This window comes from Bacillus sp. JJ1474, from assembly GCF_036965225.1.
Classification (GTDB): Bacteria; Bacillota; Bacilli; order Bacillales; family Cytobacillaceae; genus Cytobacillus.
The window spans coordinates 14,779-27,868 of sequence record NZ_JBALPC010000033.1 but is presented as its reverse complement, the minus strand read 5'-3'; the positions used below and the strand labels follow the sequence as shown (position 1 = coordinate 27,868).

The following is a 13,090-nucleotide window of genomic DNA, read 5'->3' as shown; positions in this document are numbered from 1 at the left end:
TATAGATAGGTTTCCATTTTTTAACAACATCCATCAGTTAATAAAACTTAATAAGCAAATTTCAACCAATAGAAAAGACTAAGATTGAGGTACGATCTTCCAATCGGTCACCCCATGAAGAGAAAACGATCCTTGTTTTATAACAGATCTGTTCATACCAAGGAGAATCAACAAGCAGAGCATAAGGACATTAATACAACAAAACAATGAACATTTATGCTCATTTGACTGCAACTATATAAAAAAAGGCCTCCCACCAGTTCAGTAAACTTATGAAAGACCTTCTCTGAGATGCTTATAAAATTTATCTATCTCTTTCCTTTATCATAAATTTCACCTAATGCTCTCGGAGCGCGATTTGATTTAGAGAAAAAGATTAATAACAATAACGTTAATACATACGGTAAAATCATGAATAAATCGGTGAAACTACTTGGTAATGCCATTGACTGAGCAATATATGCTCCACCAGATTTTGCAAAACCAAATAATAGACAAGCAGCTAAAGTAGGGAGAATCCTCCAATTACCAAAAATTAATGCAGCAATGGCTAAGAATCCATATCCCATATAAATATTTGAAGAAAAGTTAGCTGAAATGGAATAGGCAAAACAAATGCCGCCTAGACCTGATAATAGACCCGATATTAGAACCGCAGAAAACCTAATTTTCGATACATTTACACCTGCTGCATCAACTGATTGAGGATTTTCCCCGCTCGCTCTTAGGCGCATGCCAAATTTAGTTTTATATAAAAGATACCAAGCAAAAATAGCAATCACTACGATAATCACTTCGAACGGATACATATTCGTAAAGACCGCACCAATCACTGGGATATTGCCTAAACCTTCAATCGTAAACCGCTCCGATACACCTAATCGAAACTTGTCCGAAGCCGCTCCAAATACAAGTGCATTTATTTGTGTCGTTAAGAAAGTCGTTAATGCTAACGCTAAAATATTTATCACGACACCACTGATCACTTGATTGGCTTTAAACTTAATACATAGCACAGCATGAATAATGGAAAAAGTCATCCCGCCAATCATCGCAAATAGTAACGCCACATAAAATAGACCTTGAATATCTGTACCGGTAGCATTTGCGATTAAAATAGCTGACAGCGCTCCGATGAATGCTCCAAAACCTTGAAAGCCCTCAAGTGCTAAATTGATAATACCGCTCTTTTCACTATATATTCCGCCTATTGCCAAAATAAAAAGAGGCAGAGCAAAGGATAATCCATCAATAATTATTGTATCCATTAGGATTCACGCTCCTTTCGATCCACTTCTTTTTCCTTCAGGCGTCTGACTTTATATTTCATGTATTCACCACATGCACTAATCAATAGGATTAACCCAATGATAACAGAAGAAATTTCTTGTCTAATTCCAGACTGTGAACTCATATACGTGCTTCCTTGATCGATAATTGATACTAAAAATGATGAAAAAATAACACCAATTGGATGGGAGTTTCCTAATAGTGATACAGCAATTGAATCAAAACCGATACTTGATAATACTTTTGGCTGTATGGAAGAAAAATAACCTAAATAATAAGTGACACCTGCAAGACCAGCCAAGCCTCCTGATATAACCATGGCTAAGACTGTATTTCTTCCAACATTAATTCCTGAGTATTTTGCTGCATTACGGTTGGAACCTACCGCTTTAAGTTCAAAACCAACTACTGTTTTGTCCATGACAAACTTTACTAAAATAGCGGTAATGATGGCTAATATAAAGCCCAATGGAATATCCATTTTCAAGTTGGCTATTTCTACATTTACTAAAGTTAATCTTGCTGCTTCTGAAATATATTTAGATTGTCTTGAAACAGGATCTATATAGTACATCTGAATAAAAAAGCTGATGACATATTGGGCAGTATAATTTAACATAATCGTAGATACGACTTCATTAATGTTAAATTTATATTTTAACCACCCTACTAATCCTCCTATTAATCCTCCAGCGACAAATCCGATTATCAAAACAAGCGGCTTTGCGATTATGGCATCTAAACCACTATAACCAACTATAATCGTCGCTATAAAACCAGAGACGAGCATTTGACCGGAAACCCCAATATTAAATAGACCCGCTTTAAAAGCAACAGCAACTGCCAAGCTTGCAAACACAAGTGGGGTCATGGCATTTAGCAAAATCAAAAAGTCAGTTAACATGCTCTTATAGCCAGCATAAGAAGGCTTAGGCAAGATTCCTGCCCCTTGGAATAAGTTATAAAATGCCTGTAAGGGATTTTTGCCAATTAATAGGATAACAACAGCCGCAGCTATAAAACTTATGATTATGGATATTAATGGAATGGTGATAGGCTGCCATTTCTCATTTCTTATTGGTCGAATAAGACTATCACTTAAGTTTTTTTTCCTTTTATCTTTACTCATGCTTTGCCCCCATCATATATTCGCCGACTTCATTCGTTGTTAAGGATTCACTGCTAGCAATTTTTTGAAGTTGGCCATTATATATAACTCCAATGGTATCCGCTACATTCATAATTTCATCTAATTCTAATGAAATAAGTAAGATCGCTTTTCCTTTATCTCGTTCTTGAATCATCATTTTATGAATATTTTCAATCGCCCCAATATCTACTCCCCGTGTTGGCTGAACGAAAATCATAAGCGGCGATTGTAACTCGATTTCGCGAGCAATAATGGCTTTTTGCTGATTACCGCCACTCATCGAACGAACTTGCGTCTTAATACCTTGTCCACTTCTAATATCATATTTATCAATCAAATGACTGCCAAATTGCTCAAATTCCTCTTTATTTAAGATTCCCTTACTAGAAAAGGGCTCCCTATAGTACTGCTTTAATGCTAAATTAGTTGATAAATCAAAATCCAAAAATAGTCCAAAGCTTTGTCTATCTTCAGGTATATAAGATATTCCCGTTTCTGTTCTGTTTCTTATACTTTCACTCGTAATGTCCTTACCCTCGAGGAGTATTTTCCCACCGCTAACCTTTGTTAATCCAGCAATGGCATCCGCTATTTCAACTTGACCATTATCTGCGACTCCAGCAATTGCAAATATTTCGCCGCTGCGGATGGTAAAGGATACATCTTTCACTACTTCAAATCCATCTTCATTTTTAACAGTTAGATGTTCTACCTTCAATACTTCCTCTTTAAACTGAGCTGGTACTTTTTCAGATTCAAAACTAACCTCTCTACCTACCATTAATTGAGCCATAAGATTAACCGATGTTGTCTTTACATCCAACACATCAATTAATTTACCTTTGTTCAATACAGCACATCGATTGGCCACTTTCTTAATTTCTTCTAGCTTATGTGTAATTAATATGATTGTTTTTCCACCGTTCCTTAAGCCTTCGATAATACCGAGCAAGTAATCAATTTCTTGTGGCGTTAAGACTGCAGTTGGTTCATCAAAAATAAGGATTTCTGCTTCACGATAAAGCACCTTCAAAATTTCTACCCGTTGCTGCATCGAAACAGTAAGATCAGCTATCCTTTTCGTAGGGTCCACTTCTAAACCAAATTTTTTAGACAGTTCTTCAATTTTACGATTGGCATTTCGAATATCTACGTATGGAAAGAGACCTGCGAATTTTTTCATAGGCTCTACACCTAATATGATATTCTCTGTAATCGTATAATCAGGGACTAACTTAAAATGCTGATGGACCATTCCAATGTTCAGCTTTGCCGCATGGTTCGGTGAACTAATTTGTACTTTATCTCCCCGAATATAAATTTCTCCTTCATCCGGTTCATACATTCCACTCAAAATACTCATCAGAGTTGATTTACCTGCACCATTTTCTCCAAGCAAGGCAAAAATTTCTCCTTTTTTAATACCAATGGATACATCATCATTCGCTACTATTCCAGGAAATCGTTTGGTTATATGTTTCATTTCTACAATATAATCAGACATCTTTCGTCTCCTTTTTCAGGAAAAATAATTTAAAAGAAGTTCATCATTCCCTAGTTTTACTTAAATTAGGAAATGATAAACTTCTAATGGTTCATTTCATTACTTTTTTCTATTTAATGTTATAACCCTGGAAACTTTTCTGGAGTATGGCCATTAAAATTAGATGCAGGTACAATTTTACCTTCTTGAACTAACTTGTAAGCTTCATTCATTTTACTAAGTGCATCCTCTGATAATTGATGACGGCCTTCTTCTTTTATAAAACCAGTTGAATCTGTATCTGCATAAAGAACGACATTTCCACCTTTAAAGCTTCCGTCAGCAACAGAATTTAATACCTTTTCAATATTCATAGCCATGAACTTTACCGCAGATGTTAATACGATATTTTCAGAACCATTTACACCTTCATCAAATTGGTCAACATCCACACCAATGACTTTAATATCGCCTTTAGCTTCCTTAACTGCTGTGAATACCCCATTACCAGTACCACCTGCAGCAACAAAAATGATATCTACACCTTGTTTCATTAACGCATTTCCAATAACTTTACCAGTTGCTTCATCTGCAAAAGATCCTGCGTAGTTACCACCCACATCGGCACCAGTTACATCCGTCCCAGCATAACCTGATAATTCAACCATTTCAACATTTTTTCCATATACTGCATTTACATAATTTACACCAGATTCAAAGCCAAATTGATAATTTACATTTGAAGGATAAGCTATCCCATTTACAACCGCTACTTTATTCGATTTTGTTTCAAGTGCTGCAGCCATTCCTGCAAAAAAGCCACTTTCTTGTTCAGCGAAATTCATCGCATATACATTATCGAATTCCTTTTGATCCCCTACAGGTGCAGGCTCTGAGTCATTTAAAATAAAAATTTTATCAGGATTTTCTACAGCAATACTAGAAACTCCAGCAAATTGAAACCCAGGTGTGATAATAACATCATAATCTGCCACAATATCAGCAACAGCTTGTATAGACGCTGCAGGATCGCCACTTTCTTCTCTAACAGCCTTTACTGTTGCTGTTGGATGCTTTTCAATAAAGCTCAAAATACCTTTATAATTATCTTCATTAAAGCTGGCATCATCAACACCTGAAGGGCTTGTTACTATGGCAATTTTTAATCCTTCTTCTCCTTTTCCAGACTTAGCTTCATTGTCATTAGCTGAGTCATTTCCGCATGCTGCCATTACTGCAGTCATTAAAGCTATAAATAATATCATTACAATTTTCTTTGTGCTTTTTGTCATTGAAATAATCCTCCTAAGTTAATCATGTTGAATTGCTGCTTGTGTAAAAATAAAAAAGCACCGATTTACACCGGTGCTTGACTTTAGGAAGGTAGATAATGGAGTTTATTTCCATACTTATATACACAACCTCGTAGTCAAGCTATTCACGGTAGCTTGGTAGAAACTTTCGGGCCACATCCCCAATATTATACGAGAATAACATTTATTTTATACTAACCCATAGTAACATCAGAAAATCCAACCGTCAATAAAAACACGAATACTTTTTTAAAATAAATCATTAATGTTCGGAAATTGAGTGAGTAGTGCGAATTATTAGCTAAGAATAAAAAATATTGATAACCACAATCCTTGTTGCAATCGATCAGGAAATATAATAAAAAAACAAAAAGCCGCGTGAGAGTCTATTCTCCGCAGCCTTATTAATATAGTGGGGCAATAGAACGTGTCCCGATTTTCCCAAAATACTTTATTAGCATAATAACTAAGCTTTAATTTTCCATTAAGACGGGTGCTCGGGACTTTCTGAGTAATCTTATCTTACAGTCATATTCAACAGCCATGGAGACATACATGTCCAAAGGGAAATTTTCCAATAAAAAGCTTCTCAAAAGTCTAATGACTTATGAGAAGCTTCTTTTTTCTGGTGAGGCGTTATTACATCATTCCGCCCATAACACTAAATACTGTAACATCTTTAACGATAGTTAACAAAACGGCTTTGTTATGCGGTTTTAGACATATCTATCTGTAACATCTTTAACGATGATTTACATCTTTTTATTACCTTGCGTTACCCTTATGTTACCTTTTAGTTACTCTTTTGCGATTGCAACCACCTATCAAAATCACAAGACAATACTCTCTTGCTTTTGCCAATAATGATAACTGGCAGTACTTTTAGATCCAAAATATTAGAAGCTTCAAAATATGAAATTTGTAAAATGTTCTTAATGTGTCGAGCATTCAATAATTTCGGTGGTTGCGATGCATACATTTAATTCTCTCCCTTTTTATATTTGAATCCTTGCATAATGGAAGATATAATTTAAGCAACTGTGCAAGGAGGAAAACTATGGCACTCCACAGAGGGAGATGCCGTTTGTCTTCACTACTTGGCGATATGAGCCAAGCAGAGTTCGCGCGAAGAATGGGTGTTAATGAATCAACTGTTTCGCGCTGGATCAAAAATCAACGAGACATGCGTTACGAGAATACTGTTATGGCTGCTAGAATTCTCAATTGTCACGCAGAAGACTTCTACGAATGGATCGATCAAAATGAAGAAGATACACGGCGCTAGGTGAGGCACCACTCCTCACTCTCCCGTGGAGTAATCCTTGCCATATAGGCAAGTTTTATTACAAAATTTTTTTCAATTACCAATATTATACTTGTAATACTTTTTACTTATCAACTGGTAAAATAATACTTCTAGAATTCGTAAAATATTCGAATCTCGTTAGGGATTTTCTCACACCATTGAGCAAAGTCCCTTTTTTCTTTTTTTGCAAAAAAAGTGAGTATCCGTCTATTTCTTAGATCTACAATTGCTACAGGTCTTTCTTGATCTGTTCTTTACTTTGAATGAATCTGGATTTTTGTGTACTCCACACTTCTCACAAAGCTTATATTCTACTTTTTCAATCATGATTTTTACCATTATTAATCCACTCCCTTATGAATTAATTTTTATTTTAACTTATTGAGATTACCCCCTTGTGGAAGGAGCAACTTTCAAGGAAGATAAAAACTTACCAAATGATTCCGCTTGGAACACTTGAAATGGGTAATCTCCATCGATCCCGTAGCGCTGATCACTAAGAATCAATACATGTGGAAAAGGTGCTGCCATGATTCCGCTATTATATAAATCGATGTATCTATCTAACTTGTCACTCATTAACTTATCCGAGTAAACCGTCCTTTGAACTTCAATGAAGAAATTAGTTTTTCGATATTTGCAGAATACGTCCGGTTCGGCGCTGCCTTTTTTTGCGTACTTAGGTTCAACCAGGAATGTTTCGAGGTTACCAAGCTTCTTTAATTCCTTATAAACATTTAAGATAGCTAGGAAGTGTCCTATCTTTTGTGAATTTTGCTTTATATTAACGTCAGGCCCGAAATACACATAAGGAGAAAAAGCTGTTGACCGCTGTATTTCGCCATCACGTAGCAATCTAAGCAACACACTATTAGCACCATAGGTGGGATTTTGCAAATTAGAAAAGTATAGCTCAGCGATAGAGTCACGATCCATTACCCTAAATTTATTCAAATCCTTTATTATTGCTTTATCACGTTTGGTCAATGGCATCAGCGAACACATCCTTTTCGGTTAATGCCGGTTGTTTTTGTTCTGCAGGCGGTTCAATTGGTTCAATTTTATAATTGTGATTCTTCCAATCTGCTTTTTTATACGGCTTTAATATCAGCTCGGTTTTATCCTCATTTAAATATGGAGCTCTTAATTCTGCCAATTCATCAAGGTTTAAAAGAAATGTTCCGGGCTGATCTTTACTAATTTTTTCACTTCCCGGGGTTTCCCCAATCAAGGCATTCCGCTTATCAACGGTTCTAAAACCCATTCTTACTGATAATAGACCTCTAACATCTGTGGAAAGAATACGGTGTGAAGGACGCTGCATAGACAAGATTAGATAAATACCATATGCTCTTCCAAGACTTGCAATTTGGAGCAAATCGGTCATTATATCGTCATCTTTAATCATTACAAACTCATCCACACAAAGAACAATGTAAGGTGGTTTCTGCCTATCTGGTAGCTTGTTAATATGTCTTACTTTGTAGTCCTTGAGTAATTGACCACGTTTAGTTAATTCCTTTTTTAAATGGGTTAAAGCCGGTGCAAAATCCTTCGTAAGATAGCTAATGCTTTTTAAATGCTCAACTCCTTCATAAAGGTTTAACTCACTCATTTTAAAATCAGCTAAATACAATTGAATCTGATCAGGCGAATAGTATTGAATCAAAGTAGACAAGATAACGTGTAAGATGGAACTTTTACCGCTGCCCGGTTCGCCGTATATCAAAAGGTTAGGGCTATTGGTTGCATCATAAATCCTAAGCTTTTCGTTTTCATCTCCTCCACAGACAATGGGCAGCGCAATATTTTCTTTTTTGATGATTTCGAGAAGTTTAGGGTAGTCATAATTAATTTCAGGTATTTTCTTGCTTTCCTTAATTGTTAGAGTGAATTTTTTAAACTCCCCATCTAGGTATACACCATCACCGAATATCTGCTGGAAGACATAGAATTTCTTTTTTAATAACTTTGGATCTACGCCATTTGGAAGTGTAAAAACGTAATAATCGTATTCGTCATTTGGAATTTGATGAATTTTAGGGAATATCTTTCTTTCATCTGTTCCAATGGTTTTATATAGTCCACTTTCCTTAAATGCTGTAATTAGCTTCTGGCGGGCTTTAAGGTTCTTAAAAAGCTTCACCTTAACCACCCCAAAATAGGATTAGTTTGTAGAAAGTAAACCCCAAGAGCCATCCCTGCTATTGGTACCGCAATTCTTAAAACAGTTCCTAACCAAAGATAACCTGAATCCTCTAACGTTTTATCTACTATCGCAATTATGACCGTTGCTCCAGCTGAGAGTAATAATCCCGTTGAAAACATATCGTATCCCCCCCATTTTTATTTTTTAGTCCTCTCTTACTTCATCAATGCAGCAATCGCAATAATAACCATCTGCAGAATTGACATAACACAAATGCGTTGTTGGTAATTCCTCACCGCATGAGCAACATTCTTTAATGGATGCCAATTATTTCACCTCCACTCCATTCTTCACTTCGTTCATCATTTCGTTCTTAACAAATTTTGTTTTTGGTTCCATTATTGGATTTCTTCTTGTACAAGTGTACCTAGAGTGACGATTAGTTAATGATCCAAAATAGTTTTTCAAATCATCAAGAAATGATTTACGGATGATCTGTTAATAATCATATGGGCGAATGACTAGAAAAATATCTTGTCCATCAAAAATATTTGATTTTTTAATCCATTTTTTTATAACAGGAATTTGTCCTTTAAAGTCGAATAGGTATCTAGGAGTAGGTGAATACATATGTTTGAAAATAAGATAGCTTATTGGGCTGATGTCAAAGGGATGAAACATAAAGCTTTAGCAAAGCAATGCGGGGTGTCCCCTCAAACTTTTTCAAACTGGGTACGAAATATAACACAACCCGATCTGGAACACGCTGAACGTCTAGCCCGTATATTTGGTATCACAATTGATGATTTAGTTAAAAGAGAGGAAGAAGATTAATGGCCAAAAACAAAGTAATTGCAGGAGATCATCAAGGAAAAAAGATTATGACCACTTTTGGAATAGTTCAAATTCCTGGGGGTTTTACGTCAAAAGGTATTGAAATTAATCAAGATACGGTTGAAGAATATGAAATAATTGACGAGAAAAGTAGGAAGAGTGCTGCCAGCGCGGTAGGAAGAGCGTTTGTTGGTGGGGTTATTCTTGGACCTGTGGGATGGTTAGCTGGATTATCTGCAAAATCTAAAGGAACACATACATTAGCGATTCAGTTTAAAAACGGGGAAAGAAGTTTGATAGAAGTTGATGATAAAATTTATTCCTCGTTAATGAAGAAGCTTTTCTAAGATTAAGTGAAGATATTATGAAAGTAATTATTGAAACACATACAAGGGTTGAAGGAACCGGAAACATGCGCCGCGGCGAGTTTTTTGTTAATGATCAGGAATTCAAAGAGGATCCCGACTTTACTGTCGGGGTTGTGGCTTATGAATGGATTGAGCAGCAGAAGCGAGAAACTGGATTTAGAGACACTGATATTGAAAAGGTAATCTGGAATGAGGTTAATGATATTACCGAGCTTGTAAAACAAATCAAGCCTATTGATCCTGTGGATGACTTACCATTTTGAGGTGATTAATATGAATATGCCTCCAAGAGTACCATACCGATTTAGAGAAAAATCACTCTGGAAGCTACCAAAAGTACTTACTCTGTATTATGGCCAAAACAAAACGGTGCAAGAAATATCGAATGAATTAAAAATGGATCCCATGACTGTAAGTAATTTATTAAAAGAATACGGTAAAGGTTTGAGACCTAAAAATACTGGTATTCCATCACACCACTAAAAAAAGCCCCTCTCAAGTGAGAAGGGCTTCTACCATTACTTCAATTTCTTTTCAAGCTCCTCTACTCTTCTAGCAAGAGGAATCTGTGATGACCACAGATACATTCGGTTTATATCACCAAATGGATCCTTACCATCAGTAATTCCTAATCTAATAGCTTCTTGTCTAACTTTTTCTTGTTCTGGAGTTAGTTTTTGTTCCCCTATTACTATATCCGCCTTTTGATTTAATGGCTTATACATTACTCCTTCGTCCCTACAAATAGCACGGACCACACACTCATACATACCCTCCCGATAAGCCTGGTCTTTAATCTTTTCTGCTTGAGGGCCGTCCACAAAATCATATTCAATTATTGTTGTTCGACAGTCACCGGTGCGCCTATGCATGTAATAAAAATCTTGTTTTGGATTGTTTGGAAGAGACCTAAAGAATACAGGTCTAGGTCTCACTGGATAGCCAGCTGCTCTAAATTCCTCAATTAGCAAGTGCTCAAATTTACCATCGGAGTATATCGAATGAATGACTTCTATTCCACTACCACCACCAGCATTTAGATGGTGAGACATACACTTGTTAAACTTTTTAACCTTGGCCACTCTTTGATCTTCATCTAAAGTTTCATCTTTGTATCTGGAGCACTCACTTTCAATTCCGTGATCTATTAAACGCTTATTTACGTATAATGCCGCTTCAAGAGTATAGACTTTCTCGATATTTCCCTTTGCTACTGCTCCAGGATCTTTACCGCCATGACCTGCATCTTGTTTCCATTTGGTCATTTACGTTCATCCTTTCCCTTTAAAACAACAATGGCATTTTTAATCTGTTCTGGAACTGGCAAGCCGATTCTCCCTGCATTTTCTGTAATACTTAAAATTTCATTTACAGCATAAAACACAATAACCATTGTCATTACCAATGCTTTTGTTTCTAATCCGCTTTCAATAAGAAGGAGATCTATAAGATGAGCAACAGCTACCATAAGAAAGATAAATACTTTTCGTGCGATTCCAATCATTCCAATTTTACTTTTCAAATTACCTTCAGCAAATGATGCAGCAATTCCACTAACAAAATCAATAATCGTTAAAGCTAATAAAATGGTTAATAGGATAGTCCAATCTCCGTACAAGAATTGAATCCCCCCTGCAACAATTGCCGTAATTACTTGGAAAAATTTATCCATATCCTTTCCCTCCAAATAAAAAGAGGACTCATTGAGCCCTCAAGTCATAAAAAATACACCTACTTAAAAGTGGTGCTTGTTGCGCATTATCGTCCTATGGTGCAGTAGGTGGTTGATAATCACCAGCTAAAAACTCAACACCACTGTCTTTCAAGTGCTCGTATACTCCAGGCTTTAAACTATTTGGAACATCCTCAAATGCTGTTTTCCCTAAAATCACTCTTTGTGCGAATAGTAATGCCATCATTTCATCATCTCCTAATATTTTTATAATAAAATTTATGAAAAAACGGACTATCATGGATAAACAAACATCGCTAGCTCTGCGATCAGTTCCTCATGAAAGTCCGTTCGTTCTATTAATGCTTGATTTTGTGCTTTTAACAAAATGTTATCTTGTTGCAATTTTTCTAATGGGCTAGGTTCTGCCGGTTGATCGTCATTCACTTTTTCATTCCCGAAAACAATTTCGCCGTTTACGATTGTAAATTCATATTTGCTGAATTTCTTGTAAACTTCTTCTGATACTTCGATATAATCATAATCGGATTCTGTTCCGCCAAAACTAGGAATAGCGCTTCTTAGAATCTCATCTTGTGGCGTATCGCCTTCTAATACTTCACCACATGGCAGATTTGTTATTTTGCTATATACGATTGTTTTCATTAGGATACCTCCCAAATGAGGCCTGTATTGGTCCCCGGTGTTGGTGATAAATTAAATGTCGCAGGAGTTGTGGTAGACCTATTTTTAAATTCTAGCACTAGTTCATTTTTTGCACCGTCTATCCATGCCCCAACTAGTTGTATATTTACGCCAAAAAAGACATTTCCCTCACCATTCCCAAATATGTCTCCACCACTGCCATCAAGACCAACGTACGTAGCGGAAGAACTACCATTGTCAATCCTTACACCGACTGTTTCTGCCCTAATCGTTGTAAATTGCGCGAAGAGGAAATATTGTCTTGATGACCTAATCAATCTTAATGTTCCTCTTTTAGGATTCCCTGTTAATGGTATTCTTTTCGTGTATAGCGCTAAAGGTTGGATAGTGGTTGTCGTGTCTGTGTATACCCCTGTTTGGCTTGTCCCTGCATTTGCCAAGTTTTCAGCAGATACCGCCTTATCGTGTGCTATTTTTACAGCATTCGCAGTGGCTGCTTGCACTGTACTTGTACTTGTTACGGTATTGTTTAATGCTGGTATCGTTGGTTTATTCGTTAAATCATTATAGCTCCCTGAAAAGTTTGATTTGCTATTCCAAGCAGTTCTTTCAGCCGCAGTAATATGATTTACTTTATCCGCCAAATGCGTAGCAAGCTCTTGCTTAGTTGCAAGATCACTTGTGTCTACACTTAATTGATCAGCAGGAACCTTCCCTGTTTCGGGATCAAGTAACGCAGCCCTTTGATCTATCTTATCCCAGTTGTCATTTAGCATGGTTTGAATGTTGAATGTGTCGTTTCCATCTGTTGCAGGATCTTTTTTCAATAATCCTAACCGCGTTGTATTATTTGCCAATC

Annotated in this window: 16 protein-coding genes and 1 riboswitch; of the genes, 4 read left to right on the top strand and 12 right to left on the bottom strand. The window is 36.4% G+C overall.

Annotated elements, in window-relative coordinates; translation table 11 throughout:
* Positions 1 to 308 precede the first annotated feature (308 nt).
* The 4 genes from V7164_RS05345 to V7164_RS05330 all read right to left on the bottom strand — a co-directional run bounded on the left by V7164_RS05345 (position 309) and on the right by V7164_RS05330 (position 5,215).
* Entirely contained in the window at positions 309 to 1,268 is a 960-nt protein-coding gene (locus V7164_RS05345) for an ABC transporter permease (RefSeq protein WP_335346192.1), read from the bottom strand.
* A complete protein-coding gene (locus tag V7164_RS05340; protein ID WP_335346191.1) occupies positions 1,268 to 2,419 on the bottom strand; it encodes an ABC transporter permease in 1,152 nt (383 codons plus the stop codon). Before V7164_RS05340 ends, V7164_RS05345 begins: the two co-directional genes overlap by 1 nt.
* Positions 2,412 to 3,944: an ABC transporter ATP-binding protein gene (locus V7164_RS05335; protein WP_335346190.1), complete on the bottom strand. Its 1,533-nt coding sequence runs from the start codon at positions 3,942 to 3,944 to the stop codon at positions 2,412 to 2,414. Before V7164_RS05335 ends, V7164_RS05340 begins: the two co-directional genes overlap by 8 nt.
* 119 nt (positions 3,945 to 4,063) lie before the next feature.
* Positions 4,064 to 5,215, bottom strand: coding sequence for a BMP family lipoprotein (locus V7164_RS05330; RefSeq protein WP_335346189.1), 1,152 nt, complete (start codon positions 5,213 to 5,215; stop codon positions 4,064 to 4,066).
* A 114-nt stretch (positions 5,216 to 5,329) separates the two neighbouring features.
* A riboswitch (purine riboswitch) is annotated at positions 5,330 to 5,431 on the bottom strand.
* 889 nt (positions 5,432 to 6,320) lie between these two features.
* Between V7164_RS05330 and V7164_RS05325 the strand changes: the two genes are divergently transcribed.
* Positions 6,321 to 6,521, top strand: coding sequence for a helix-turn-helix domain-containing protein (locus V7164_RS05325; protein WP_335353561.1), 201 nt, complete (start codon positions 6,321 to 6,323; stop codon positions 6,519 to 6,521).
* A gap of 408 nt (positions 6,522 to 6,929) precedes the next feature.
* Here V7164_RS05325 and V7164_RS05320 read toward each other — a convergent pair whose 3' ends face one another.
* The 3 genes from V7164_RS05320 to V7164_RS05310 are packed head-to-tail and all read right to left on the bottom strand — an operon-like array spanning position 6,930 to position 8,870.
* On the bottom strand, positions 6,930 to 7,535 hold the full coding sequence (locus V7164_RS05320) for a hypothetical protein (RefSeq protein WP_335353560.1): 606 nt from the start codon (positions 7,533 to 7,535) through the stop codon (positions 6,930 to 6,932).
* Positions 7,516 to 8,688, bottom strand: coding sequence for an FtsK/SpoIIIE domain-containing protein (locus V7164_RS05315; protein ID WP_335353559.1), 1,173 nt, complete (start codon positions 8,686 to 8,688; stop codon positions 7,516 to 7,518). The genes V7164_RS05320 and V7164_RS05315 overlap by 20 nt, the downstream gene beginning before the upstream one ends.
* The gene (locus tag V7164_RS05310; protein WP_335353558.1) at positions 8,685 to 8,870 is read right to left on the bottom strand and encodes a hypothetical protein; all 186 of its coding nucleotides are present in this window, start codon (positions 8,868 to 8,870) and stop codon (positions 8,685 to 8,687) included. Before V7164_RS05310 ends, V7164_RS05315 begins: the two co-directional genes overlap by 4 nt.
* A 451-nt stretch (positions 8,871 to 9,321) precedes the next feature.
* Between V7164_RS05310 and V7164_RS05305 the strand changes: the two genes are divergently transcribed.
* Genes V7164_RS05305 through V7164_RS05295 form a run of 3 tightly spaced genes read left to right on the top strand, consistent with a single transcriptional unit; the run spans position 9,322 to position 10,156 of the window.
* Positions 9,322 to 9,525 carry a helix-turn-helix transcriptional regulator gene (locus V7164_RS05305; protein WP_335353557.1) on the top strand — a complete coding sequence of 68 codons (204 nt, stop codon included), beginning with the start codon at positions 9,322 to 9,324 and terminating at the stop codon, positions 9,523 to 9,525.
* The gene (locus tag V7164_RS05300; RefSeq protein WP_335353556.1) at positions 9,525 to 9,872 is read left to right on the top strand and encodes a hypothetical protein; all 348 of its coding nucleotides are present in this window, start codon (positions 9,525 to 9,527) and stop codon (positions 9,870 to 9,872) included. The genes V7164_RS05305 and V7164_RS05300 overlap by 1 nt, the downstream gene beginning before the upstream one ends.
* A 17-nt stretch (positions 9,873 to 9,889) precedes the next feature.
* The gene (locus V7164_RS05295; RefSeq protein WP_335353555.1) at positions 9,890 to 10,156 is read left to right on the top strand and encodes a hypothetical protein; all 267 of its coding nucleotides are present in this window, start codon (positions 9,890 to 9,892) and stop codon (positions 10,154 to 10,156) included.
* 255 nt (positions 10,157 to 10,411) lie between these two features.
* On the opposite strand, the gene V7164_RS05290 is transcribed toward V7164_RS05295, so the two are convergent.
* The 5 genes from V7164_RS05290 to V7164_RS05270 form a co-directional block, all read right to left on the bottom strand.
* On the bottom strand, positions 10,412 to 11,158 hold the full coding sequence (locus V7164_RS05290; protein ID WP_335353554.1) for an N-acetylmuramoyl-L-alanine amidase: 747 nt from the start codon (positions 11,156 to 11,158) through the stop codon (positions 10,412 to 10,414).
* Complete coding sequence (locus V7164_RS05285) at positions 11,155 to 11,565, bottom strand: phage holin family protein (RefSeq protein WP_335353553.1); 411 nt, start codon at positions 11,563 to 11,565, stop codon at positions 11,155 to 11,157. Before V7164_RS05285 ends, V7164_RS05290 begins: the two co-directional genes overlap by 4 nt.
* Before the next feature lie 94 nt (positions 11,566 to 11,659).
* Entirely contained in the window at positions 11,660 to 11,812 is a 153-nt protein-coding gene (locus tag V7164_RS05280) for a hypothetical protein (RefSeq protein WP_335353552.1), read from the bottom strand.
* A gap of 50 nt (positions 11,813 to 11,862) precedes the next feature.
* On the bottom strand, positions 11,863 to 12,231 hold the full coding sequence (locus V7164_RS05275) for a hypothetical protein (RefSeq protein ID WP_335353551.1): 369 nt from the start codon (positions 12,229 to 12,231) through the stop codon (positions 11,863 to 11,865).
* Complete coding sequence (locus V7164_RS05270; RefSeq protein ID WP_335353550.1) at positions 12,231 to 13,088, bottom strand: tail fiber protein; 858 nt, start codon at positions 13,086 to 13,088, stop codon at positions 12,231 to 12,233. The genes V7164_RS05275 and V7164_RS05270 overlap by 1 nt, the downstream gene beginning before the upstream one ends.
* Positions 13,089 to 13,090 lie beyond the last annotated feature (2 nt).

Excerpts from the sequence above, each read along its gene's own strand:
- V7164_RS05345 (WP_335346192.1), bottom strand. The coding sequence starts at position 1,268 with ATGGATACAATAATTATTGATGGATTATCCTTTGCTCTGCCTCTTTTT.
- V7164_RS05340 (WP_335346191.1), bottom strand. The coding sequence starts at position 2,419 with ATGAGTAAAGATAAAAGGAAAAAAAACTTAAGTGATAGTCTTATTCGA.
- V7164_RS05335 (WP_335346190.1), bottom strand. The coding sequence starts at position 3,944 with ATGTCTGATTATATTGTAGAAATGAAACATATAACCAAACGATTTCCT.
- V7164_RS05330 (WP_335346189.1), bottom strand. The coding sequence starts at position 5,215 with ATGACAAAAAGCACAAAGAAAATTGTAATGATATTATTTATAGCTTTA.
- V7164_RS05320 (WP_335353560.1), bottom strand. The coding sequence starts at position 7,535 with ATGCCATTGACCAAACGTGATAAAGCAATAATAAAGGATTTGAATAAA.
- V7164_RS05310 (WP_335353558.1), bottom strand. The coding sequence starts at position 8,870 with ATGTTTTCAACGGGATTATTACTCTCAGCTGGAGCAACGGTCATAATT.
- V7164_RS05305 (WP_335353557.1), top strand. The coding sequence starts at position 9,322 with ATGTTTGAAAATAAGATAGCTTATTGGGCTGATGTCAAAGGGATGAAA.
- V7164_RS05300 (WP_335353556.1), top strand. The coding sequence starts at position 9,525 with ATGGCCAAAAACAAAGTAATTGCAGGAGATCATCAAGGAAAAAAGATT.
- V7164_RS05295 (WP_335353555.1), top strand. The coding sequence starts at position 9,890 with ATGAAAGTAATTATTGAAACACATACAAGGGTTGAAGGAACCGGAAAC.
- V7164_RS05290 (WP_335353554.1), bottom strand. The coding sequence starts at position 11,158 with ATGACCAAATGGAAACAAGATGCAGGTCATGGCGGTAAAGATCCTGGA.
- V7164_RS05285 (WP_335353553.1), bottom strand. The coding sequence starts at position 11,565 with ATGGATAAATTTTTCCAAGTAATTACGGCAATTGTTGCAGGGGGGATT.
- V7164_RS05280 (WP_335353552.1), bottom strand. The coding sequence starts at position 11,812 with ATGATGGCATTACTATTCGCACAAAGAGTGATTTTAGGGAAAACAGCA.
- V7164_RS05275 (WP_335353551.1), bottom strand. The coding sequence starts at position 12,231 with ATGAAAACAATCGTATATAGCAAAATAACAAATCTGCCATGTGGTGAA.